This window comes from Proteus columbae, from assembly GCF_002777965.1.
Classification (GTDB): domain Bacteria; phylum Pseudomonadota; class Gammaproteobacteria; order Enterobacterales; family Enterobacteriaceae; genus Proteus; species Proteus columbae.
This window is the reverse complement of record NZ_NGVR01000030.1, coordinates 20,342-39,996: the sequence shown is the minus strand read 5'-3', so window position 1 is coordinate 39,996 and position 19,655 is coordinate 20,342. Positions and strand designations below refer to the sequence as shown.

Genomic DNA, 19,655 nt, shown 5'->3' with positions numbered 1-19,655 from the left:
ATAATTATCTCGCAACAATATAGTGAGTTAACAGTCAGAACAAGATAACAATAGAAATTAATATTTTAGTGTTAAGGCAATCATTAAGTAAAACCTACAAACTTTAACTTCAATATTAATGAGCTTCGATTTCTTGTTTGTTAATTACACCAATAATATCAACACGAATATTTCGTGTATCCGCTCTTCCTTTATCGTCTACTGCGCGAATACGATAGCGACCACTCTCTTTGGGATACCACTCTATTGAGCGCTGATTTGTACTATTCCCTAGATAAGCATCATCAATAAACCAATAAATAATATTGCTGTCATTATCCGTTGTTGCATTAAATATAATTGGTGTGTTTGGTGATGAAGTACGTCTTAAAGTATAAGTAGTATTACGCAGTGGTGATAATATACGAGGAGGCATTCCTGTAATAGCCATATCTCCATTTTTACAATGAGCAGTAGAAGGCGGTGTTCGCTTTGGCAGTCCAGCTTGAGCAAATACTTTAGCTAAATCAGAAGGCCAATATTCAAAAACTTCAATATTGACCTGATCTTCATTATAAGGCGGACAAACAACTTCTCCTGTCGCTTTATCAATTGCTAGAGGCCTATAAATTGTATCAACTTTAATTGGTGATTTACCGGGAATAAACCATGTTTTACCTTTACGTTGACACCATGGCGTAGGTAAATTACCGCTTGCCAAACAAATATCGACTTGTTTAATATTTTCAGGAAGCTTAAATCTAGACTCTTTTAAGTTCGGATAATCTGCAACAATATTATCTATGATATTAAAAAATAGAGGTGCGGCAGCTTCTGCTCCGATTAATGCACTATTCCCTTTACCATCAAAATTACCTATCCAAACAACTAAAACATAAGGTCCAAAAATTCCACTACTCCATGCATCACGAAATCCCCATGATGTGCCAGTTTTCCAATAAATGGGTATTGTCATGGATTTTTGTGCCAATGTATCATCAGGTCTTCGATGTTGGCTTAGCATATCCAGTGTAATAAAGCTCGCTTCTTCACTTAATAACTGAATAGGTTTAGTAACTGCATCCGTACTTTGCTTTCTTAACGGTTTAAGTTGGCCTCGATTGGCTAATATTGCATAAAGTTTAGCTAATTCTTGTACTGTAATTTCCCCTCCACCTAACACCAATGATAGACCGTAATGTCTCTCACTCGCCATATTGCTTATACCTGACATTTGTAGAAACTGGTAAAGCGTTGGGTTTTTCAGTTGAGAGGCTATCGACACAGCGGGGATATTTCGGCTGTAATTTAACGCTTGAGTGGCAGAAATCGGCCCTAAAAAGCGTAAATCAAAGTTTTCTGGTGCATAGCTACCAAAGGTAGAAGGTACATCTTTTAAAATTGTTCGAGGATGTAAAATGCCTTGATCTAGTCCTAATGCATAGATAAAAGGCTTTAATGTTGAACCTGGTGAACGCTTCGCATTAGTACCATTAACTTGTCCATGAATATCAACATTATAATAATCAGCTGAACCAACTAACGCTTTAACGCCCATATCTCGTGTATCAACAAGGATCACTGAAGCATTTTTAATACCAAGGTGTTTATTTCGTTCAATAAACGCATCGATTTGTTGCTCAACTAATTTTTGTAATGGGAGATCAATCGTTGTGATTATGGCTGTGGGTTTTCTTGGATTAAACTTTTCCTGTTTTTCAATTTGCTCGATTAAATGAGGTGCTATATAAGGCATTTTTTCAGGCTGGCGTAGCCGAAGTGGTAATTGAAACAGTGCAGATAAATCGGCATCATTAGAATGTTCTTCCAACCAATAATCATAAAGCTGATTACGCGTTTTCATTAAAGAAAGGCTAATGCCGTCACTATTTGGCTCGATTCGATAACTCGGTGATTGAGGTAATACAGCAAGTGTTAATGCCTCAGGTAATGTTAATTCTTTAGGATTTTTATTAAAGTAAATCAGGCTTGCAGCACCAATGCTTTCTATATTTCGCCCATAAGGTGCATAGTTGAAATAAGCTTCTAAAATATCATGCTTTGAATAACTGAGCTCTAATTGAATAGCTCGTAATACCTGAACAAATTTTCCCCCAACTGTACGTGTATTTAATTGCCAGTGCATACGAGCCAATTGCATGGTAATTGTCGAGCCACCTTGCAATCGCTCACCATAAATATAACTGACAAAAAAACCTCTAATTAAACTGTAAGGATTAAATCCAGCATGATAATAGAACCAACGATCTTCATATCGCATGGCACTATCTATCATCAAAGGCGAAATATCATCTAAATCCGTCCACAATCGATAACGTTCATCATTAGCCAGTGTTAAACGTAGTAAATTTCCATTGCTATCATAATAGGCCGTTGAAGATAAAAAACCTTCTGATAGTGCTGGATGTGGAAAAAGGCGAAATCCTACACAAAAGAGGGCGACTAAAAAGCCACCCATCAATATATTTTGTAAAGCTCGCTTGCTTCTCGTCATTCTAAAACAACCAGAAAAAAGCGTCTGAAACCCAGACTAATTTCATTTTACATTGCCATTATTTTGCTTCGATTTATTGACAGTCATAGCGCCTTTACCAATCGCTAATGCCTGTATTTCCCTATCATACATAGCTTCTGCAAATGCTGGCGGTATAGAGAATATTCCCGAATTAGTGGCTTTAATTTGGTAGACGAACTCTTGTACTTGTTGAGTTGCAGTACCATAAATAATGACACGATCTTCTCGAATATCGCTGTATTCTGGTGACCAGCGTGTTCCTTTAGTTCCCGTTGGTGATAACCATTCGACATCAGGACTATCCACATTGTCCATCGACTGTTGTACCACTTCAAAACCACCAGGAAGTAAGTCCACCAGCACGACATTATTCACACCTTGTTTTGCATTCGCTCTGATTTTTATATGTACATAAATCTTTTCGCCTAAAGTTGCACTATTAACAACCTCACCTTTTTCATTCACATAATCACGAGAAATTTCTAATCCTCGTGAAAGTGCTTCTTTAGGTTGTTCGCTATCAAAACCAGATTGTGTCACAACATACCAAGCTGCGTTATCAGTTGGATTATTAAATAAGATCTCTTTAATGCCCGCTTTAAACTGACCTATCGCCGTAGCATTTGTCATAGATGAAATAACAACAGGTGGATTTTCACCACTTTTTACACTCACAGTTAATGGTTGTGTCGGTGTTGTCATATTTTGGATCTGTTTAGTGTAATACTCTAACGCCAAGAGACTCATTGCAGATGATTGCGTGGTATAGCGCTCATCCTTAAAGCTCATTACCATATTTTCCAGTAGTTGTGGCGGAATATCCTTCGCTTTTTCTGGGAAGTGCTTCACAATCAAATACAGTCTTGTACTGTCTTGGATCAGAGGATCTAAATAATTATGTGACCACCACGATTTGCTATAAGCTTTGCTTAGCTCTTGCCACGTAGGTTTTAATAATTCATCCGCTTGTTTATCCATCTTTAGCATTTTGTAAGAAGCCGCTAGATATAAAGCGCCTAAGTCACTCTGCCATGTTTTTGGATGATTTTTTTGCATTCGCGTTTGAATAGCCGCAATTTCCCCCGTAGTCACTTTACCTTGGCGTGTTAATAAATAGACTGCGAAAGCACGCATTCTAAGTTCATCTTGATTATTTAGCCCTGCATTGACGGCAAGTTTAGTTAAATATTCATTGGATGATCGTAAAAGCGTTTCAGATACGGGGTAATTCGCTTCTTGTGCTTCAAGTAAAAATTGAACGACATATAAAGTCACGAATGGATCAGTCGATGGTGTTGAACGCCATGTTCCGATAGCACCTTGACCATTTTGGCGAGTCAATAATGTTGCCATTGTCTGTTCAAGTTGAGTACGGATTTTATCTTGTGAATATATCGCCTTCATTTCAGGATTACGTTGATGGAATAACAACGGTATTGCCTGACTTGTTATTTGTTCTGAACAATTATAAGGATAATTAGCAAGATATTGCGCCAATGCACTGCTTAGTACTAAAGGTGAGTAAGAAACACGCGCATCTCTTTTCGCATAGTCATCATACATTTGGCGAATATACGTAACACTCTGCTCGTTACCATCCATACGGCCTAAGCTTGATTGAGTGCGATAAGCTGAAGCTGGGCGAATAGAGAGATTCACTGTCCTTTGGGTAGCTTTGCCTTCGGTATTCACTGAGAATGTAATAGCACCATTACCCAATTGTGATTTTGCTTTTAGTCTAAAGGAAACTACCGTTTCTTTTTTCTCACCTAATTCCAGTTGATAACTGTTTTGTCCTATAACCTCTAATTGAGGCTCTGGTGTTATCGTCACATCGAGTTTTGTTGCAACACCATTAAGATCAGTCAGGTTATTTGCAACACCTAAAGTGACATCAAATTCATCATTAGGTGCCACAGTCGTAGGAATATGAGGACTTAATACAAAATCATCACGTACAGTCGTATAACGCTGTGCATTCCCGATACGATTTGGTGTAACAGATACTGCCATAACTCTTATTTTGCCATTAAAATACTCTGGCACTTTGTAATTAAAGACAGCTTCTCCATCTACGTTCGTAATACCAGACCAATAAGCGACAGGCTCTTCTTTTTTGCGCTTGAATGGATTTAGATAGAGATCAACGCCTTCTCCCGCATCACCACCCGGCGCTGAAGCCAGTGACATCATTTTGCTAAATTCAGGCAGAATAAGATCCAATATTTGAGTGCTTTCAACTTCTAATGAACGCTTACGGAAGAAGTAATCCAATGGATCTTTTAATTTATATCGAGCGACTTGCAAGATACCTTCATCAACAGCAAAAACAGCAACTTGTTGCGCAGTATCTGTTTTTATCGTAATCGGTAAGGTGTCACCAGGTTTGATAACATCTGGTGACTCTAATTCGATTTGAGCTTGGAAATTTTCACGACTGACTTTAAACGGTACAACACCATAACTAAGTGGGCTCATAAATATTTCGTCAGAGTTTATATCTCTAACAAATTGAACATTGATGTAGCCATTACCCACCAATTGCGCAGGAACACGGATTTTTTGCACCGAATTTGTAGTTGAAGATGTAAACCATTGCCAATGATAAACCTTATCTTTTTCTATCGTGATAATGCCACTACCAACATAAGGGGCATTAATAGCAATTTCGATTTCTTCACCAACTTTATATGTGTCTTTATTCAAAGTGAGTTGTAACTCTGCTTCACGATCAAGTGAGCGAGTCACATTCGCATTACCGGCAACGGTATAATTAATGCGATTAAGTACACTACCCTCTTTATTTTTGACTAATAATACAAAGTTACCCGGAGTTTGTGTTTCTAGTGCAAAAGCGCTTCCCTTTTCATCAATAGAAAGAGGAACATTATCAATAAACACTTCTTTGAGTTTAGATTGATATTTATAAACACCTGAATCTTGTCGAGTTAAAACAGAGAAATATTTTTGCTCATAGCGTTCTAGCCTTAATGCTTCTTGAGCAATTTGTTTTAATGTCGGATCAATTGCAATGAAATTGAGGTTGCGCTGTGCATTTTGATTAATATAGTCAAGTGTTCCATCTGCTTTTACACCAATTAGATAATTATGAGGAGATACCATAACCCGCGCAGCAGCCGTTACAGAACGACCACTCCCAGCATCAAACGCCTCAGAGATGAGTTGTAATTGATAAGTAGCATCATCATAAGATGTTAACCCTAAATCAATTTCAGCCAGCCCTTCTGCATTCGTTGTTGTTTCTTCTAAATCGGTTTCAAAGCTGTCGTGATTACGACGGTTTTCATAAAATAGATAATCAGAATAACGTGAAAAATTAGGATAAATTGGCCTTAAGGTTAATTTGGAAACAACACGCCTATCTTGTACTGGAGTGCCAAATAAATTTTGCACATCGATTGAAGCTTTTAATTCAGAAGGTTTTACCCATCCTTGTTGTCTATCTGGCGTCAGATTAAGTGCAACTTTAAGCAAGTCGGGTTCAAACTCTTTAACTACAATCGTTGTACTGCCTAATAAACTGGCATCTTTATTATTTTTACCAACTAAATAGAGATAGATATTCCAATCTCCAGTAGGCGAGTTTTCGGATGTGGTATAACTTAGTTCATTGAAACCAAACTCGTTTAATACCATCGATTTATTTAACATCAATGTATTACGAGGATCTCGAATTTCAACGCGTAAAGGTATACCTTCAAGGGCTGTTTTCCAGTCAAAGGTACGTGTAATAAGACCAATATTGAAGGTTTCACCCGGTCGATAAACGCCTCTATCAGAAAATAAGAAACTGTCGAGAGCACGGGGATCTCTTGGAGTATCATCACCAAAGATATCAAAGCGAGATAGACTAAGCTGTCTATCGTAATAAGCATTTGTTGGTAAAAATGAAACATCGCCATCTTTTTCAACTAAAAAGAGGACAGCTGTCTGCTCATTTCTAAAGTCTTTAAGATTGGGAAAAGCGACATGACCATCAATACTAGTCATTTTACTCAGTAACGTTGTTCCGTTTTTAGCAATAACTGAGACTTTCGCATCGCTAACAGACGCACCATTATAGATAGATTGTACGAAGACATCTCGAGAACCATCAATCGATGATTTCGCAATGATCCCTAAATCAGTCACAACAACAAAGCGTGCATCAGAAAGTTCTTCGTCATCATCTTCATCGTAATCATCGTCATCTTCGTCTGTTCTAGATACTTTATTAGGATCCCATGAAGAGAGTTTTAATAAGAATATCCCACGTCTAGCATTAGGATCAGAAGATAAATAGCGACTTAAATCAATCCCTTTATACTGAATTTCACCTTTGTTTTCATTATTCAGTGCTGTTTGATAAGTAAAGTGTTCCGTGAAATATTCATCATTAAGGCGATCAAATCGTGTTGAAGTAAAGTATTTATCTTTAAAGGAAACAATGTGTTGTAACTGGCTTGGAATAACTCGTTTTATATCAAGTTGTAGCCCAGGTAAATTACGAGCAGAAACAGTGATCTGCTTGTCACCCGTCATGGAAAGCAAAGCACCTTCAGAAACAAAGTTCAGCATTTTCGGATAGTCAGGCACACTGACGATTTGGTAGCGATCTTCTTTTAATTGGTATCCGCCCACAGATATTATCCCGCTTGGGATTTTAACCAATATATGGCGATAAGCTGGCGCATTATATTTAAAAGCAAAAGTGGCTTGATTTTCTTGCTCATTCTCATTCATCTCAAGCGTTAACTTCTCTGACTGAGCAAAAATAGTTTTACTAACATCATTTAGATTCCAATCGTAATAATCGTCTTCATCTTGGCGAATGTCAGTATTTTCTAATTCTAAATTGTGTTGAGGCAATAACCACGCAGAAACTTCATTTTTTATCTCTTTTTCATTTAATTCATCACTTAATGAAACGATAAGCACCCGCGCATCTTTTCCATTTTCACTCTCAACCAGTTCACTCTCTATATTTGAAACATTAAGGCTGTATAGACTTGGAATTTCAACATGATATGTTTTTTCTTTTGATGTTGTATTCGCGGTTACTGTTGTCGCAATACCCGGTTCAATTTTAAGAAAAACCTTGCTATTAATGTCTTTTAGCGCTAATTGCTCTGAGTGAACCCAAGCCGTTAATTTTTTATTATCGTAATTAATGACATATTTCAGCTTTTCATTATCGCCATATTTCATTGAAAGGCGTTTTTCAAAACTTTGAATATCGACAGGAGCATTAAAAGAAATCTTGATTATGGCATGTTTTTGAGATGGATTTTGAGGGTCTTGATAAAACTCACTATTTCCTAAACTGTAATCGAAAGATATTGTTTTAAATTCATACTTGTTTGATTTTAATGAAAATTGTGGTGCTAACAATTTAGTTTCATCAAGCTGAATTTTATATTCACTCCCCATAGCAAAAGGCTTTTTAGCTGTGAAAACAAGAGTTGAACCATTTTGCCACTGCCAGTTACCTTCAATCGCAGGTGTTAATGTCACACCTTCAGTTACCTCTTTATCAATAAGTGTAATAGGTGCCGCAGAGCGAGAAAAAGATAAAATGATTTTCTGTGATTGAGGATTATCACTTGCATAATTGATTTGTGCTGGGCTAATAAGTTTCACATTAACATTTTGTACAACAATGGGAGCTACATCGATAGGAACCGGTCGATTGAGATAACTGTGATAACCATAATAACTGCCAAATGACGCAACAATAAGAAAAATAATAGAACCTAATGCGGTTTTAGGGTGACTAACTATACCATTTTCAATCTTTCGTAAATGGCGGGTAACAAAGTTAATCCAAACGGGCGTACTCCATTGTATCTGCCCTATAAATGGGCTGAGTATCCTCTCTAAAAGACGGATACAAAAAACAATGATCCACCCAAATAAACGGATAAGTTTAAAAGGGAGGGAAAGTAAAAAACGTAGTACGTCCATATAGATAGTCCTATATTACACTGACAAAAATATATTTTTTGTCAGTAAAATTAAGCCAAAGAGCAAAATAAATAGCGCAACTATAATAAAGCTAGAATGTAAAATAAGAATGAATACTTATCATTAATTTATAATTTTATTATATAAAGACAGATTACATTCTTAATACTTTTTTCCTAGCATTCCACGCTATTTCAAGACTCTTCTGAGCATTAGTTTGGATCATCTTTTTCTAACAATCATTTAGTGTTTAATAAAACACAGTAAAAAAGATAAATTTTGCGAGAGAAATCGCACTATTAAAGTGCGATTTACATTTTTATAGCGTAAATATTACTTCGCAATTAAAGAATTATAATTCTCTATCAAGTATTTATATTCATTTGAAATCGAATCAATGCTACTTGATACATCTTTATTCTCCTTGAGTTTTTTCTCTAATACTTTTAACTCAATAACAAGCTGTTGGTATAATTTTAAATACTGTTTAACTGAATAATCAGTACCTTTCATATTTTCTTTATTCAGTAATGCTTCATTACCAAATATTTTTTCTAATTCAATTGATTGTGCTTCAATTTTGCTAATTGCAGCAGAGAGTGCAGCCACATCGACTTTATCTGGATTCATTGAATCAAGTGTATTAGTTACTGTATCCAATGATTGCATAATTTGATAACGAACAATCAAGCCTTCTTTTTTCACTAATTCAAGCTCTTCAATATGCATTGCTTGATAATAATTTTCATATGCCTCAGCGGCTTTTTCTTTCTCATCGATTAGTTTGGTATAAGCATTTTTCACATCTTCATACAAAGTACTCGCTTGTGCAAAATCATCTAAACGATAAGTTTCTTTTATAACCAGATAATCACCCAACTTCAGTAGTTTCTTATATAAATCAACATAACTTTCACCATAAGCATTACCCACAGCATCTAATTCTGGGAGTGTAGGCGAAAATGTTTTCATAAATTCAAACGATTCTTGGGCACGTTCTGCACCTGATTCACTCAAATGCATAGAGAAAGCACTTCTTACTGACATGACTGAACTACTTGCTTTCATTCTTTTTATTTGATCAGTTTCAGTCTCAAGCACTTTAAAAGGTGTTATATCAATTGTTTTACCTTTGTCAGAACTTAAATTTTCTAGAATATTCTTGGTATTATCTAAAAGATTAACGTTAATTGTGCCTGAAATTCTGCCCGTTTTTTTCTGTATAATGGTGCCAAAATCTTCATTAAACGTTGCTAACCACAAATTACCTTTTTCAATTTTCCGACTAAACTGAACTTCATCAGATTGAGTGTTTTTTGAATCAGGCTTAGATTGTGTTGTTTGCTCTGTTTTATTTTTATCTTGTGAAGGTGTTCCTGTATTCGAATTTTCATTTGAATTATCACAACCTACTGCTGATATTAATAAAAGACTTATTATCGATGCCAATATACTCTTTTTCATAATCCCTCATTATATTATTAAGTAACCAACTCGCTATAAACTATAATGAGTTTAATAATTAATGACTATTATTTATTAAATTAATTTGAAGCGTCGCAACAATACTCTCTATAAGAGTATTGTGAGTTGATTAATAAGGTATATTTACTTAAATATAACGTTATATATTTATAAATATTTTTTAAAGAATGTATAGATATCCTATATTAGCTATTTTCAATTCCTTCTTTTAACGCTTGAGCAATAAGCTTTAATATAAAATCAATAAAGCAGGTACTGTCACTTAATTTATCGGCCTCCCCCAATACTCGATAATAATCATCTTGATGTTGCTGGATAAGTGTTTCAACAGGCAACCAAGCTAACTCTGTACGCCATTTGCTTAAAATAACAGATTGCCATAATCGTCCCATACGACCATTTCCATCAGAAAATGGATGAATAAATTCTAATTCATAGTGAAATACACAGCTTTTAATTAACGGATGAATATCAGTGGATTTTAACCAATCAAATAAAGATGCTATCAATCTTACTATTTGGCTTGAAGGTGGTGCCATATGAATTAATTGGCTATCACGATAAATACCGACATTACCATTACGCCAAGCCTCTGGATAGTCGATAAGCCCTTGCATTAATAAAGCATGAGCATTAAGGAAATGTTCTGCATTATTACCATCCCAATCAGGTATTTTTTCATAGGCTAGAATGGCATTACGGACTTCTTGGATTTCTTTAACAGGTCCTAAGACCTGTTTTCCATCCATAATTGCAGTGACTTGCTTAGTGGATAAGCTATTTTGCTCTATCGCTAAAGAGGCCTGAATGGTACGAATACGGTTTTCTTTACGTAATTGTGGTGAGGCTAATTTTCCCGTCGCTGACCAATACCCTAATAACTCACTAATTTCTGCCACAGTGTTAAGAATTGAAGGTGTAATTGTATAAGGTGGTGAATATTTGCGACTCATAATGTGGCTCTTTATGTTTATTTCAAGAAAATCTAGCGACTGTAAGACTATGACTAAAAATATTATTAATCTATTTTTTGTTTAATTATCCATAAGATACCTTATGACTTTTATTCTTACTCTTACTTGATTTTTTTACATCTATTAAAAATCGAAAAATAGCTAACAAATTCCTTTTATGCGAGTTGTACCGCAAAAGAAATGATTTTCTTATGTTTAGTATTTAAATATCTTGTCTTATTTTTGTAATTTGCGTATTTATATTTTATGTGTAAATGGTATCTCACTTTATTTATCAGTGTAATAAAATATCATTTAAATCAATATGTAATAAATTAAAACTAAAGAATTTTCAGAAAAAGTACAAATTGCCATTAATGGTTAATCAACGATATTATAGTATGTAAAATTATTTGGTTTCGATCTAAAAAGATATTTGGATCATTAAAACAACAGACTGAAACCTTGTGATATGATCGAACAATGCTTGTGAAATAGAACGAAATGCAGTGTAACAACAGATTTTCACAAATAACTCAAAATTCAATACGTTAAGACAGACAACAACATGACTGACATTCAACACTTAGACTCCCACACACCAATGATGCAGCAGTATCTTAAGATTAAAGCAGAACATCCTGAAATCTTACTGTTTTATCGTATGGGTGACTTTTATGAACTGTTTTTTGATGATGCTAAAAAAGCCTCTCGCTTATTAGATATTTCATTAACAAAACGGGGTCAGTCCGCAGGCCAGCCTATTCCTATGGCGGGTGTTCCACATCATGCTGTTGAAAACTATCTCGCTAAATTAGTTCAACTAGGGGAGTCCGTCGCTATTTGTGAACAAATTGGCGATCCTGCAACCAGTAAAGGCCCTGTTGAACGCAAAGTTATTCGTATTGTTACACCAGGTACTGTCACTGATGAAGCCTTACTTGAAGAACGCCAAGACAACCTATTAGCAGCTATTTGGCAAGATAAAAATGGCGCATTTGGCTATGCGACGTTAGATATCACATCCGGACGTTTTCGTGTTACTGAAATGCCAGATAGTGAAAGCATGATTGCCGAATTACAACGCACTCACCCAGCCGAATTGCTCTATCCTGAAACCTTTGAATCAATGACTCTTATTGAGCGTCAGCAAGGTCTACGTCGCCGCCCTATCTGGGAATTTGAACCAGAAACAGCAAGGCAACAACTGAATCTGCAATTTGGTACTCGTGATTTAACCGGCTTTGGTGTTGAAAATGCACATTTAGCACTCTGCGCTGCAGGGTGCTTATTGCAATATGTGAAAGACACACAACGCACTGCATTACCTCATATCCGTAGTATCACGATGGAACGCCCTCAAGATTCAATTATTTTAGATGCGGCAACTCGTCGTAATCTTGAATTAACGCAAAATCTTGCAGGGGGTACCGATAATACACTGGCATCCGTACTTGACCTTTGTGTTACCCCGATGGGCAGTCGTATGCTGAAACGTTGGATACACTCGCCGTTACGCCAACGTGAACAACTTATCAAACGCCAAGATGCAATTAGTGCATTACAACCGCTCTATTTTGAATTGCAGCCTTTTTTACGCCAAGTCGGCGATTTAGAACGCGTATTAGCCCGTTTAGCGTTACGATCAGCACGTCCTCGTGATCTCTCTCGTATGCGCCATGCATTTCAGCAATATCACGATATTCATCAAGTGCTTGAACAAGCCGATATGCCTTACATTAAAGAATTACAAAAGCGTATTAGTCAGTTCGATGAATTATGTGAACTACTTGAAAATGCCATTGTTGAAACACCGCCTGTATTAGTGCGTGACGGTGGTGTTATCGCCTCTGGTTATAATGCCGAATTAGACGAATGGCGAGCCTTAGCCGATGGCGCAAGTGATTACCTTGATAAACTTGAAATTCGTGAACGTGAAAAATGGGGTATTGATACCCTTAAAGTTGGCTTTAATGGCGTACATGGTTATTACATTCAAGTCAGCCGTGGACAAAGCAATTTAGTGCCTATGCATTATGTTCGTCGCCAAACGTTGAAAAATGCTGAGCGTTACATCATTCCTGAATTAAAAGAGTATGAAGACAAGGTATTAACGTCTAAAGGTAAAGCATTAGCTATCGAAAAAATGCTTTATGAAGAGATTTTTGAAAAGCTATTACCCCACCTTACTGCATTACAAATTAGTGCTGAGGCTTTAGCTGAAACAGATGTTCTCTCTAACCTTGCAGAACGTGCTGAATCATTAAATTATACTCGCCCAGAATTGAGTGAAAAAACAGGTATTCAAATCACAGGGGGACGTCACCCTGTTGTTGAACAAGTCCTTAGCGAACCTTTTATTTCAAACCCATTACAGTTAGCACCTCAACGTCGCTTATTGATCATTACAGGCCCTAATATGGGGGGTAAAAGTACTTATATGCGCCAAGCTGCACTAATTACTTTACTTGCTTATGTTGGTAGCTTTGTACCTGCTGAAAAAGCCTTAATTGGCCCGGTCGATCGTATCTTTACGCGTGTAGGAGCTTCTGATGACCTTGCTTCTGGTCGTTCTACCTTTATGGTTGAAATGACCGAAACCGCTAATATTTTGCATAATGCGACTGAAAACAGCTTGGTCTTAATGGATGAGATTGGTCGAGGTACATCAACTTATGATGGATTATCTCTGGCTTGGGCATGTGCTGAAAACTTAGCTAATCGTATTAAAGCAATGACACTCTTTGCAACCCACTATTTTGAATTAACCACGCTACCTGAGAAATTAGAAGGTACTGCAAATATTCACTTAGATGCAGTCGAGCATGGCGACACAATTGCCTTTATGCACAGCGTGCAAGAAGGTGCAGCCAGTAAAAGCTATGGTTTAGCTGTTGCTGCATTGGCGGGTGTCCCAAAAGAAGTTATCCGCCGAGCTAAGCAGAAATTAAAAGAGCTTGAAATGCTATCAGGTAACTCTGGCTCTGGTCATGTTGAAACATCACAACTGATGCTATTAACAGAAGCGGAGCCTTCAGCGATTGAACTAGCGTTGGATAAAATCGATCCTGATGCCCTAACACCACGACAAGCATTAGAACAACTTTATCGCTTAAAAGAGATGGCAAAATAAGCCATAACAAGTACAACATACTGATAATAAAGAAAGGCTCTGTTTGATTTCACGGAGCCTTTTTTATGTTTTTTTATCATTTTTCAAGCTAAGAGAGTCAGAGATAAATATAACTCTATTTAATTAAAGCATGGCTATATTTCAGCCGTTCACCCAATAACAGTAGAGTGTCTTCATCGCCGTAATTGTCAAACAAACGAATAAATGAAGATAAAGCAGGATTAAACATCATATCGTCATTAATTTTCTCATAAGAATTATAATCTTTTGTTTCTAATGAAAAAACTAGCGTAATTTTATCATCGTTACGGCCTTTATTTAAAATCAAACTATCATTACTTATCATCAAATCATTTAGATATTTATAACCACTTTCATAGAAAGTTTCTAAATCTCCATCAGCTTGACGCTGAACCACAAAATAGAGATCACGAGAAGCATGTTGAGCAATAAAATAGATATCACCTTTATCATTTTGAGCAACGTCTTTAACACGCAAAGGGAGCCAGCGTGTTTTTGTTACTTCTTTATTTACTAAATTTAGCGTGATTTCTAACGTGTTTGTTGTGTAATGATGATTGTAGAAAATAATAAGAGAATCACCTGAAAGAGCATAATGAAATTGTGTAAACTCACCGAAATCCTCAGCGTAATACTGCTTCACCAGATCTTCTGTATTAACTGAATATTCCCAGCTTTCACCTTCATCTAAACTTGTCATTATCGTCTTATTATCAACTAATACTAATTGTGATGTTGTTTGTGAAAAGAGTAGTTTTCCACCGATAAGCGCTAAAGGAAAACGATAATAGCCATCTTTAGTCTCTTGCCAAGGTATTAAATCTGCTACTGTAAACTCTGCTAAATCTATACTTTGGCGTCCTTGCTCTGTAAATAAAACACATTTATCAATAATACAATAAGCGTTATAAAAGCTACCTTGGCCTTGTGATACAAAGCGTGTGCCTTCTTTATCAGAAAAATACAGCGTATATTTTCTCTGATTATCTTGACGATGAAGTCGACCATAAATATCTACGTCATATCGCCCACTATCAGATTCAGTTTTAATTAATATCCCACTAGAAGCATAAAAAACCTTACGCCAATCATAATGAGAATAAGGATATGAAGATAATTCAGCGGAGTTTTCATTTTTCCATTGCCACTTAGAGGCAAAACCATGAAAAAGCACACCATAAAAAAGTAGTAAGCTTAAAATAAATAAGCTTGTGGTGATGATAAAAGGCTTACGGAAAAAAGGATTCATTGGCGCAGCTCCGTAATATACAGCGGTCGTTTGCTTTCAATACATTGCTGCTGAAGTAAAAAATGGGTTTGATAACTGCTATTACCTTTTTCTGATAATACAATATAAATGTTTGAAAATAATGCAGTTAAAAAGGCAAAGCCACTCATGATTAAACCATAGATAATACCCATTCCTAAAAAGGCATCACCAATAGAATACCAATCCCATTTATCCCAATAATTGCCATTATCATAAACATCGGAAATAGAAAAACCAGCAACAATTGAGAATACAAAAACACTGACTAATGCGATTATTAACAGCGATAAACGATATGTGCGCTGATGCCCAATATACATTTGTCCTGAAATTGAATAAGCGCCATTATCTGTATGATTATAACCCCCTAAGACAACAGGCCCTGAGTTCTTATCTTCAGCTTGCCAAAAGAACAATTCAACATCATCACCATCAGCAAGAAATAAGTTATGATCAGAATAAAATAAGCGCTCTCTATAACTTAATACAAAAGGATGTTTATCAATCAGACAGGATATTTGCATTATCACAGTCTCACTATTGCGGGAGTGTATTTGAAGTCTATTAATACTATGAATTTTTATTATTCCTCTAACTCGTTGCACTTTACTTTGCTTTATTTGAGGAAACGACTTTTTACTCAAGGTAAATGAAGGTAATGGTGATGATTTTACTCCAGTAATAATGAGTTGCTCGCCATCTGGAGCTATCAATACTTGCTTGGCGATGACTTTATCCAGCGCCTTTATTCTCTTTCTATGTTTAGGTCTGGTACGCTGAAAATAGCGATAAGCCTTTTCTCCGATATAACTGATCCCCCCCATCACTGCTCCGCATGCAATAACCATGGAGACAACGATAAAGAAGTTCACTTCAAGATTGAGAATCGAAAAATAACTCCAATAACCGCCAACAAATACCAGAATAAATGCAAGTAATAACCATTTTTGTTGTTTTGCTGTTAGCGAGAATTTTCTTTCAGGCTCAAGCCTTCCTTTTGTATCATGATAAATCCATTGCACCCAGAAACTGCCATCTTTCAATAATTCGGCGCAGATTTTAAGCTCATCACCTTGTTTTAATCGTTTAAGAAAATCTTGAGAGTTAGCAAAATCTGCTTCATTAAGATAAAAGTTTTTACCTGATGCCATTAATCTCACCATTCCCTTCGGAGAGATTTTATTTTGGTTAAAATCGCAACGCTCTAGTGTAACGTTTAAAAAATAATCTTTCATATCTTCCTTTATTACTTTCATCAGGCTAACGAGGCACAAGACTGCGCTCTTGTTTTATCGTTTTGGATCGTATAATACAAGATAAAGAAAAGCCGATTAGCAAACCCACTAATCGGCTTTGGTAATAACAATATGTCAATTAAAGCTATAAACAGAAATTGGGTGGCTAACTATGCTTTGAAAAGTGCTTCAATACATAATCCCTGACTTTGCAAAATGTCTTTTAAGCGACGTAGTCCTTCAACTTGAATTTGACGAACCCGTTCTCTTGTTAGACCAATCTCTCTACCAACATCTTCTAAAGTTTCTGCTTCATAGCCTAATAACCCAAAACGACGTGCTAATACTTCACGTTGCTTAGGATTCAATTCAAATAACCACTTTATGATATTTTCCTTGAGGTTATTATTTTGAATTGTTGCTTCCGGTCCTTCTTCATTTTCGTCAGAGATAATATCAAGTAATGCTTTATCTGAATCGCCGCCAATTGGGGTATCAACAGAAGTAATACGTTCGTTTAAACGTAGCATCTTACTCACATCTTCAACTGGTTTATCCAATGTTTGTGCAATTTCTTCAACACTAGGCTCGTGATCGAGTTTATGTGCTAATTCTCTTGCCGTTCTTAAATAAACATTCAGCTCTTTAACGATATGAATGGGAAGGCGGATAGTACGAGTCTGGTTCATAATGGCACGTTCAATTGTTTGACGTATCCACCATGTCGCATAAGTTGAAAAACGGAAACCTTTTTCAGGATCGAATTTTTCAACAGCACGAATAAGACCTAAATTCCCCTCTTCAATAAGATCAAGAAGAGCAAGCCCTCGGTTTGTATAACGACGAGAGATCTTAACAACTAAACGTAGGTTACTTTCTATCATTCGTTGTCTTGAAGGAATATCGCCACGTAACGCCCTACGGGCAAAGAAAACTTCTTCTTCAGCGGTCAGCAACGGAGAATAACCAATTTCTCCTAAATAAAGCTGAGTTGCATCGAGCGCACGCTGGTTGACTCCTTCAATAAGTTCAATTTCATCTTGAGCATCAGACTCATTTTCTGCCTCTTTTGCAGCAACTTCATCGAACTCTTCCATGTTCTCTTCAATTTCATCTGTATATAACTCGTCTACTCTTAGCGTACTTTGGCTCATCAGCTGCTCCTACCCTTGATAATTTAGGTAAACGACTCATGATTAAAGTCTGTTTACCAGTTTATCGCTGTGTCACGACACAACGGGTTTACTGATTTTCCCTTGTAACGAATTACAAAATAAAAGATAACATAATCTATTTTACTGTTAATTTTATTCTTTCTTTATTCAATATATAACTTAACTATTGAGTGCAGGTTATTAACAGTTTTTTTATTATATTTTACGTATATTTATCTATACGTGAAATTACTCTATTTGATGCGCTATTTGTGACTACTTACATCTAAAAAAAACAAATAAAAACCCATAATAATAAAATAATATCCAATAATTTATATTACGTACTATTATTAAAAAGATAATCTAATAAAAAAAATACCCACCTAAACAAGGGGTTGTTTTATAGTCCATCTTTTAATAACAACGAATCTTTATTCATTTTTTATATAACAATTTTTAGCATACGCATTCATTGGTTGAGAATCAACCGTCTAATTTAACGTTATCTATAATTTTATATTGACCTCTCATTTTTAATCGACTTCAAATAAGCACTTATACTTAGGTAAAATCTATTCTGTTTCAATATTTTAATTAATTACAGATAAGAAAAAGCCCTCTTCTTTTTGTAAAGAAGAGGGCTTAACTTTAGGATTATTCACTATACGAGTAAAAAACCACTTATCTATTTCTTAGGTAAATAACTCATTGGGTTGAGTGACTTTTCTTTATAGCGGATCTCAAAGTGTAGTCGGACAGAACTAGTTCCAGAACTACCCATTGTGGCAATTTGCTGACCCGCATTCACATTTTGCTGTTCACGCACCAAAATGGTGTCGTTATGTGCATATGCACTGAGGTATTCGTCATTATGCTTAATGATAACAAGGTTACCATAACCGCGTAATGCGCTACCTGCATAAACTACTTTACCCGCAGCCGTTGCAACAATTGGCGAACCTTTTGTACCACCAATATCGATACCTTTATTACCACCAGGCGCACTTGAGTAACTTTCAATGATATTACCTTGTGCAGGCCAAATCCACTTACCAGAAACTGCCGTTGGTGCCGGTGTTGCCGCAGTTGTGGTATTTGTATTTGTTGTTGGTGGCAGAGTCGTTGTCTTTGGTTGTGTTGTTGCTGGCTTAGTAATCAATGGTCCCATAGCACCATTGTTTGTTGGTTTAGTGTGTGCAGTTTGAACACCAGCGCTACTTGATTGATTAATAACCGATGTATTGACATTGGTATTAGTACCCGTGTTGACCTGACGGTTACCAATATTCAATACCTGCCCTACGTTTAAGCTATAAGGTTCTGGGATGTTATTCATTGATGCCAGTTCTTTTACATCACTATCTGTTATCCAAGCGATATAGAACATAGTATCACCGCGTTTTACGGTGTACGTATTACCGTTGTAGTTTCCTTTCGGAATACTGTCGTAGTTACGGTTATACACAATTCGTCCAGAACCATTAGTGCTTACATTTTGAGTCGCAACTGACGTTTGAGCACGAGGCTGGCTTTGAGGCTGATCCATGCCTCCATTAGACGACGCAGAGTTCACCTTAATAGAAGGAGGAGGTGACGATTGTAAGGGGGTAGTTCTTTCAATAGGTGTCGCATTACTGTTAGTCATCACAGGTGCGGTTGATACCGTATTATTTGAAGAGCTATCATTTACAGAGGTAATTGGCGCAGGACGATAAGGTGTATCTGCACAGCCTGTTAATGCAAATCCAATTACCGAACACATGATTGCCCAGCGGACATGCTTAATTGGGCTTTCTGAATTCATACTTCCTTCTCCCTTTAAAAAGGCATTAGCATCTAGCAATTTGTCGAGTTAAACAAAAAGACTGCAATTTTTTGAAAATGTTTCATTTATTAGTGCAGATTACGACAAGCTATTAAAA

8 protein-coding genes and 1 pseudogene are annotated in these 19,655 nt (G+C 36.3%); 1 reads left to right on the top strand and 8 read right to left on the bottom strand.

Annotation, left to right across the window (positions count from 1 at the left end; genetic code table 11):
* Positions 1 to 115 precede the first annotated feature (115 nt).
* The 4 genes and pseudogenes from pbpC to CBE70_RS15950 form a co-directional block, all read right to left on the bottom strand.
* On the bottom strand, positions 116 to 2,494 hold the full coding sequence (pbpC, locus tag CBE70_RS15965) for a penicillin-binding protein 1C (RefSeq protein WP_100160092.1): 2,379 nt from the start codon (positions 2,492 to 2,494) through the stop codon (positions 116 to 118).
* Between the two features lie 42 nt (positions 2,495 to 2,536).
* On the bottom strand, positions 2,537 to 8,479 hold the full coding sequence (locus tag CBE70_RS15960; protein ID WP_100160091.1) for an alpha-2-macroglobulin family protein: 5,943 nt from the start codon (positions 8,477 to 8,479) through the stop codon (positions 2,537 to 2,539).
* Positions 8,480 to 8,812: 333 nt separating this feature from the next.
* Positions 8,813 to 9,943, bottom strand: coding sequence for a DUF3829 domain-containing protein (locus tag CBE70_RS15955; RefSeq protein ID WP_100160090.1), 1,131 nt, complete (start codon positions 9,941 to 9,943; stop codon positions 8,813 to 8,815).
* A gap of 209 nt (positions 9,944 to 10,152) precedes the next feature.
* Positions 10,153 to 10,917 (bottom strand): annotated as a pseudogene (locus CBE70_RS15950) (Fic family protein); the annotation flags it as partial.
* A gap of 568 nt (positions 10,918 to 11,485) precedes the next feature.
* Here CBE70_RS15950 and mutS point away from each other — a divergent pair.
* Positions 11,486 to 14,050 (top strand): DNA mismatch repair protein MutS, encoded by a 2,565-nt coding sequence (gene mutS, locus CBE70_RS15945; protein WP_100160088.1) that lies wholly within the window; start codon positions 11,486 to 11,488, stop codon positions 14,048 to 14,050.
* A 115-nt stretch (positions 14,051 to 14,165) separates the two neighbouring features.
* On the opposite strand, the gene CBE70_RS15940 is transcribed toward mutS, so the two are convergent.
* From CBE70_RS15940 to nlpD, 4 genes are all read right to left on the bottom strand, one after another.
* On the bottom strand, positions 14,166 to 15,320 hold the full coding sequence (locus tag CBE70_RS15940) for a hypothetical protein (protein ID WP_100160087.1): 1,155 nt from the start codon (positions 15,318 to 15,320) through the stop codon (positions 14,166 to 14,168).
* Entirely contained in the window at positions 15,317 to 16,576 is a 1,260-nt protein-coding gene (locus tag CBE70_RS15935) for a hypothetical protein (protein WP_100160086.1), read from the bottom strand. Before CBE70_RS15935 ends, CBE70_RS15940 begins: the two co-directional genes overlap by 4 nt.
* 170 nt (positions 16,577 to 16,746) lie before the next feature.
* Positions 16,747 to 17,730 carry an RNA polymerase sigma factor RpoS gene (gene rpoS / locus CBE70_RS15930; protein WP_023582671.1) on the bottom strand — a complete coding sequence of 328 codons (984 nt, stop codon included), beginning with the start codon at positions 17,728 to 17,730 and terminating at the stop codon, positions 16,747 to 16,749.
* Between the two features lie 688 nt (positions 17,731 to 18,418).
* Positions 18,419 to 19,537, bottom strand: coding sequence for a murein hydrolase activator NlpD (gene nlpD, locus CBE70_RS15925; RefSeq protein WP_100160085.1), 1,119 nt, complete (start codon positions 19,535 to 19,537; stop codon positions 18,419 to 18,421).
* Between the last annotated feature and the right edge of the window lie 118 nt (positions 19,538 to 19,655).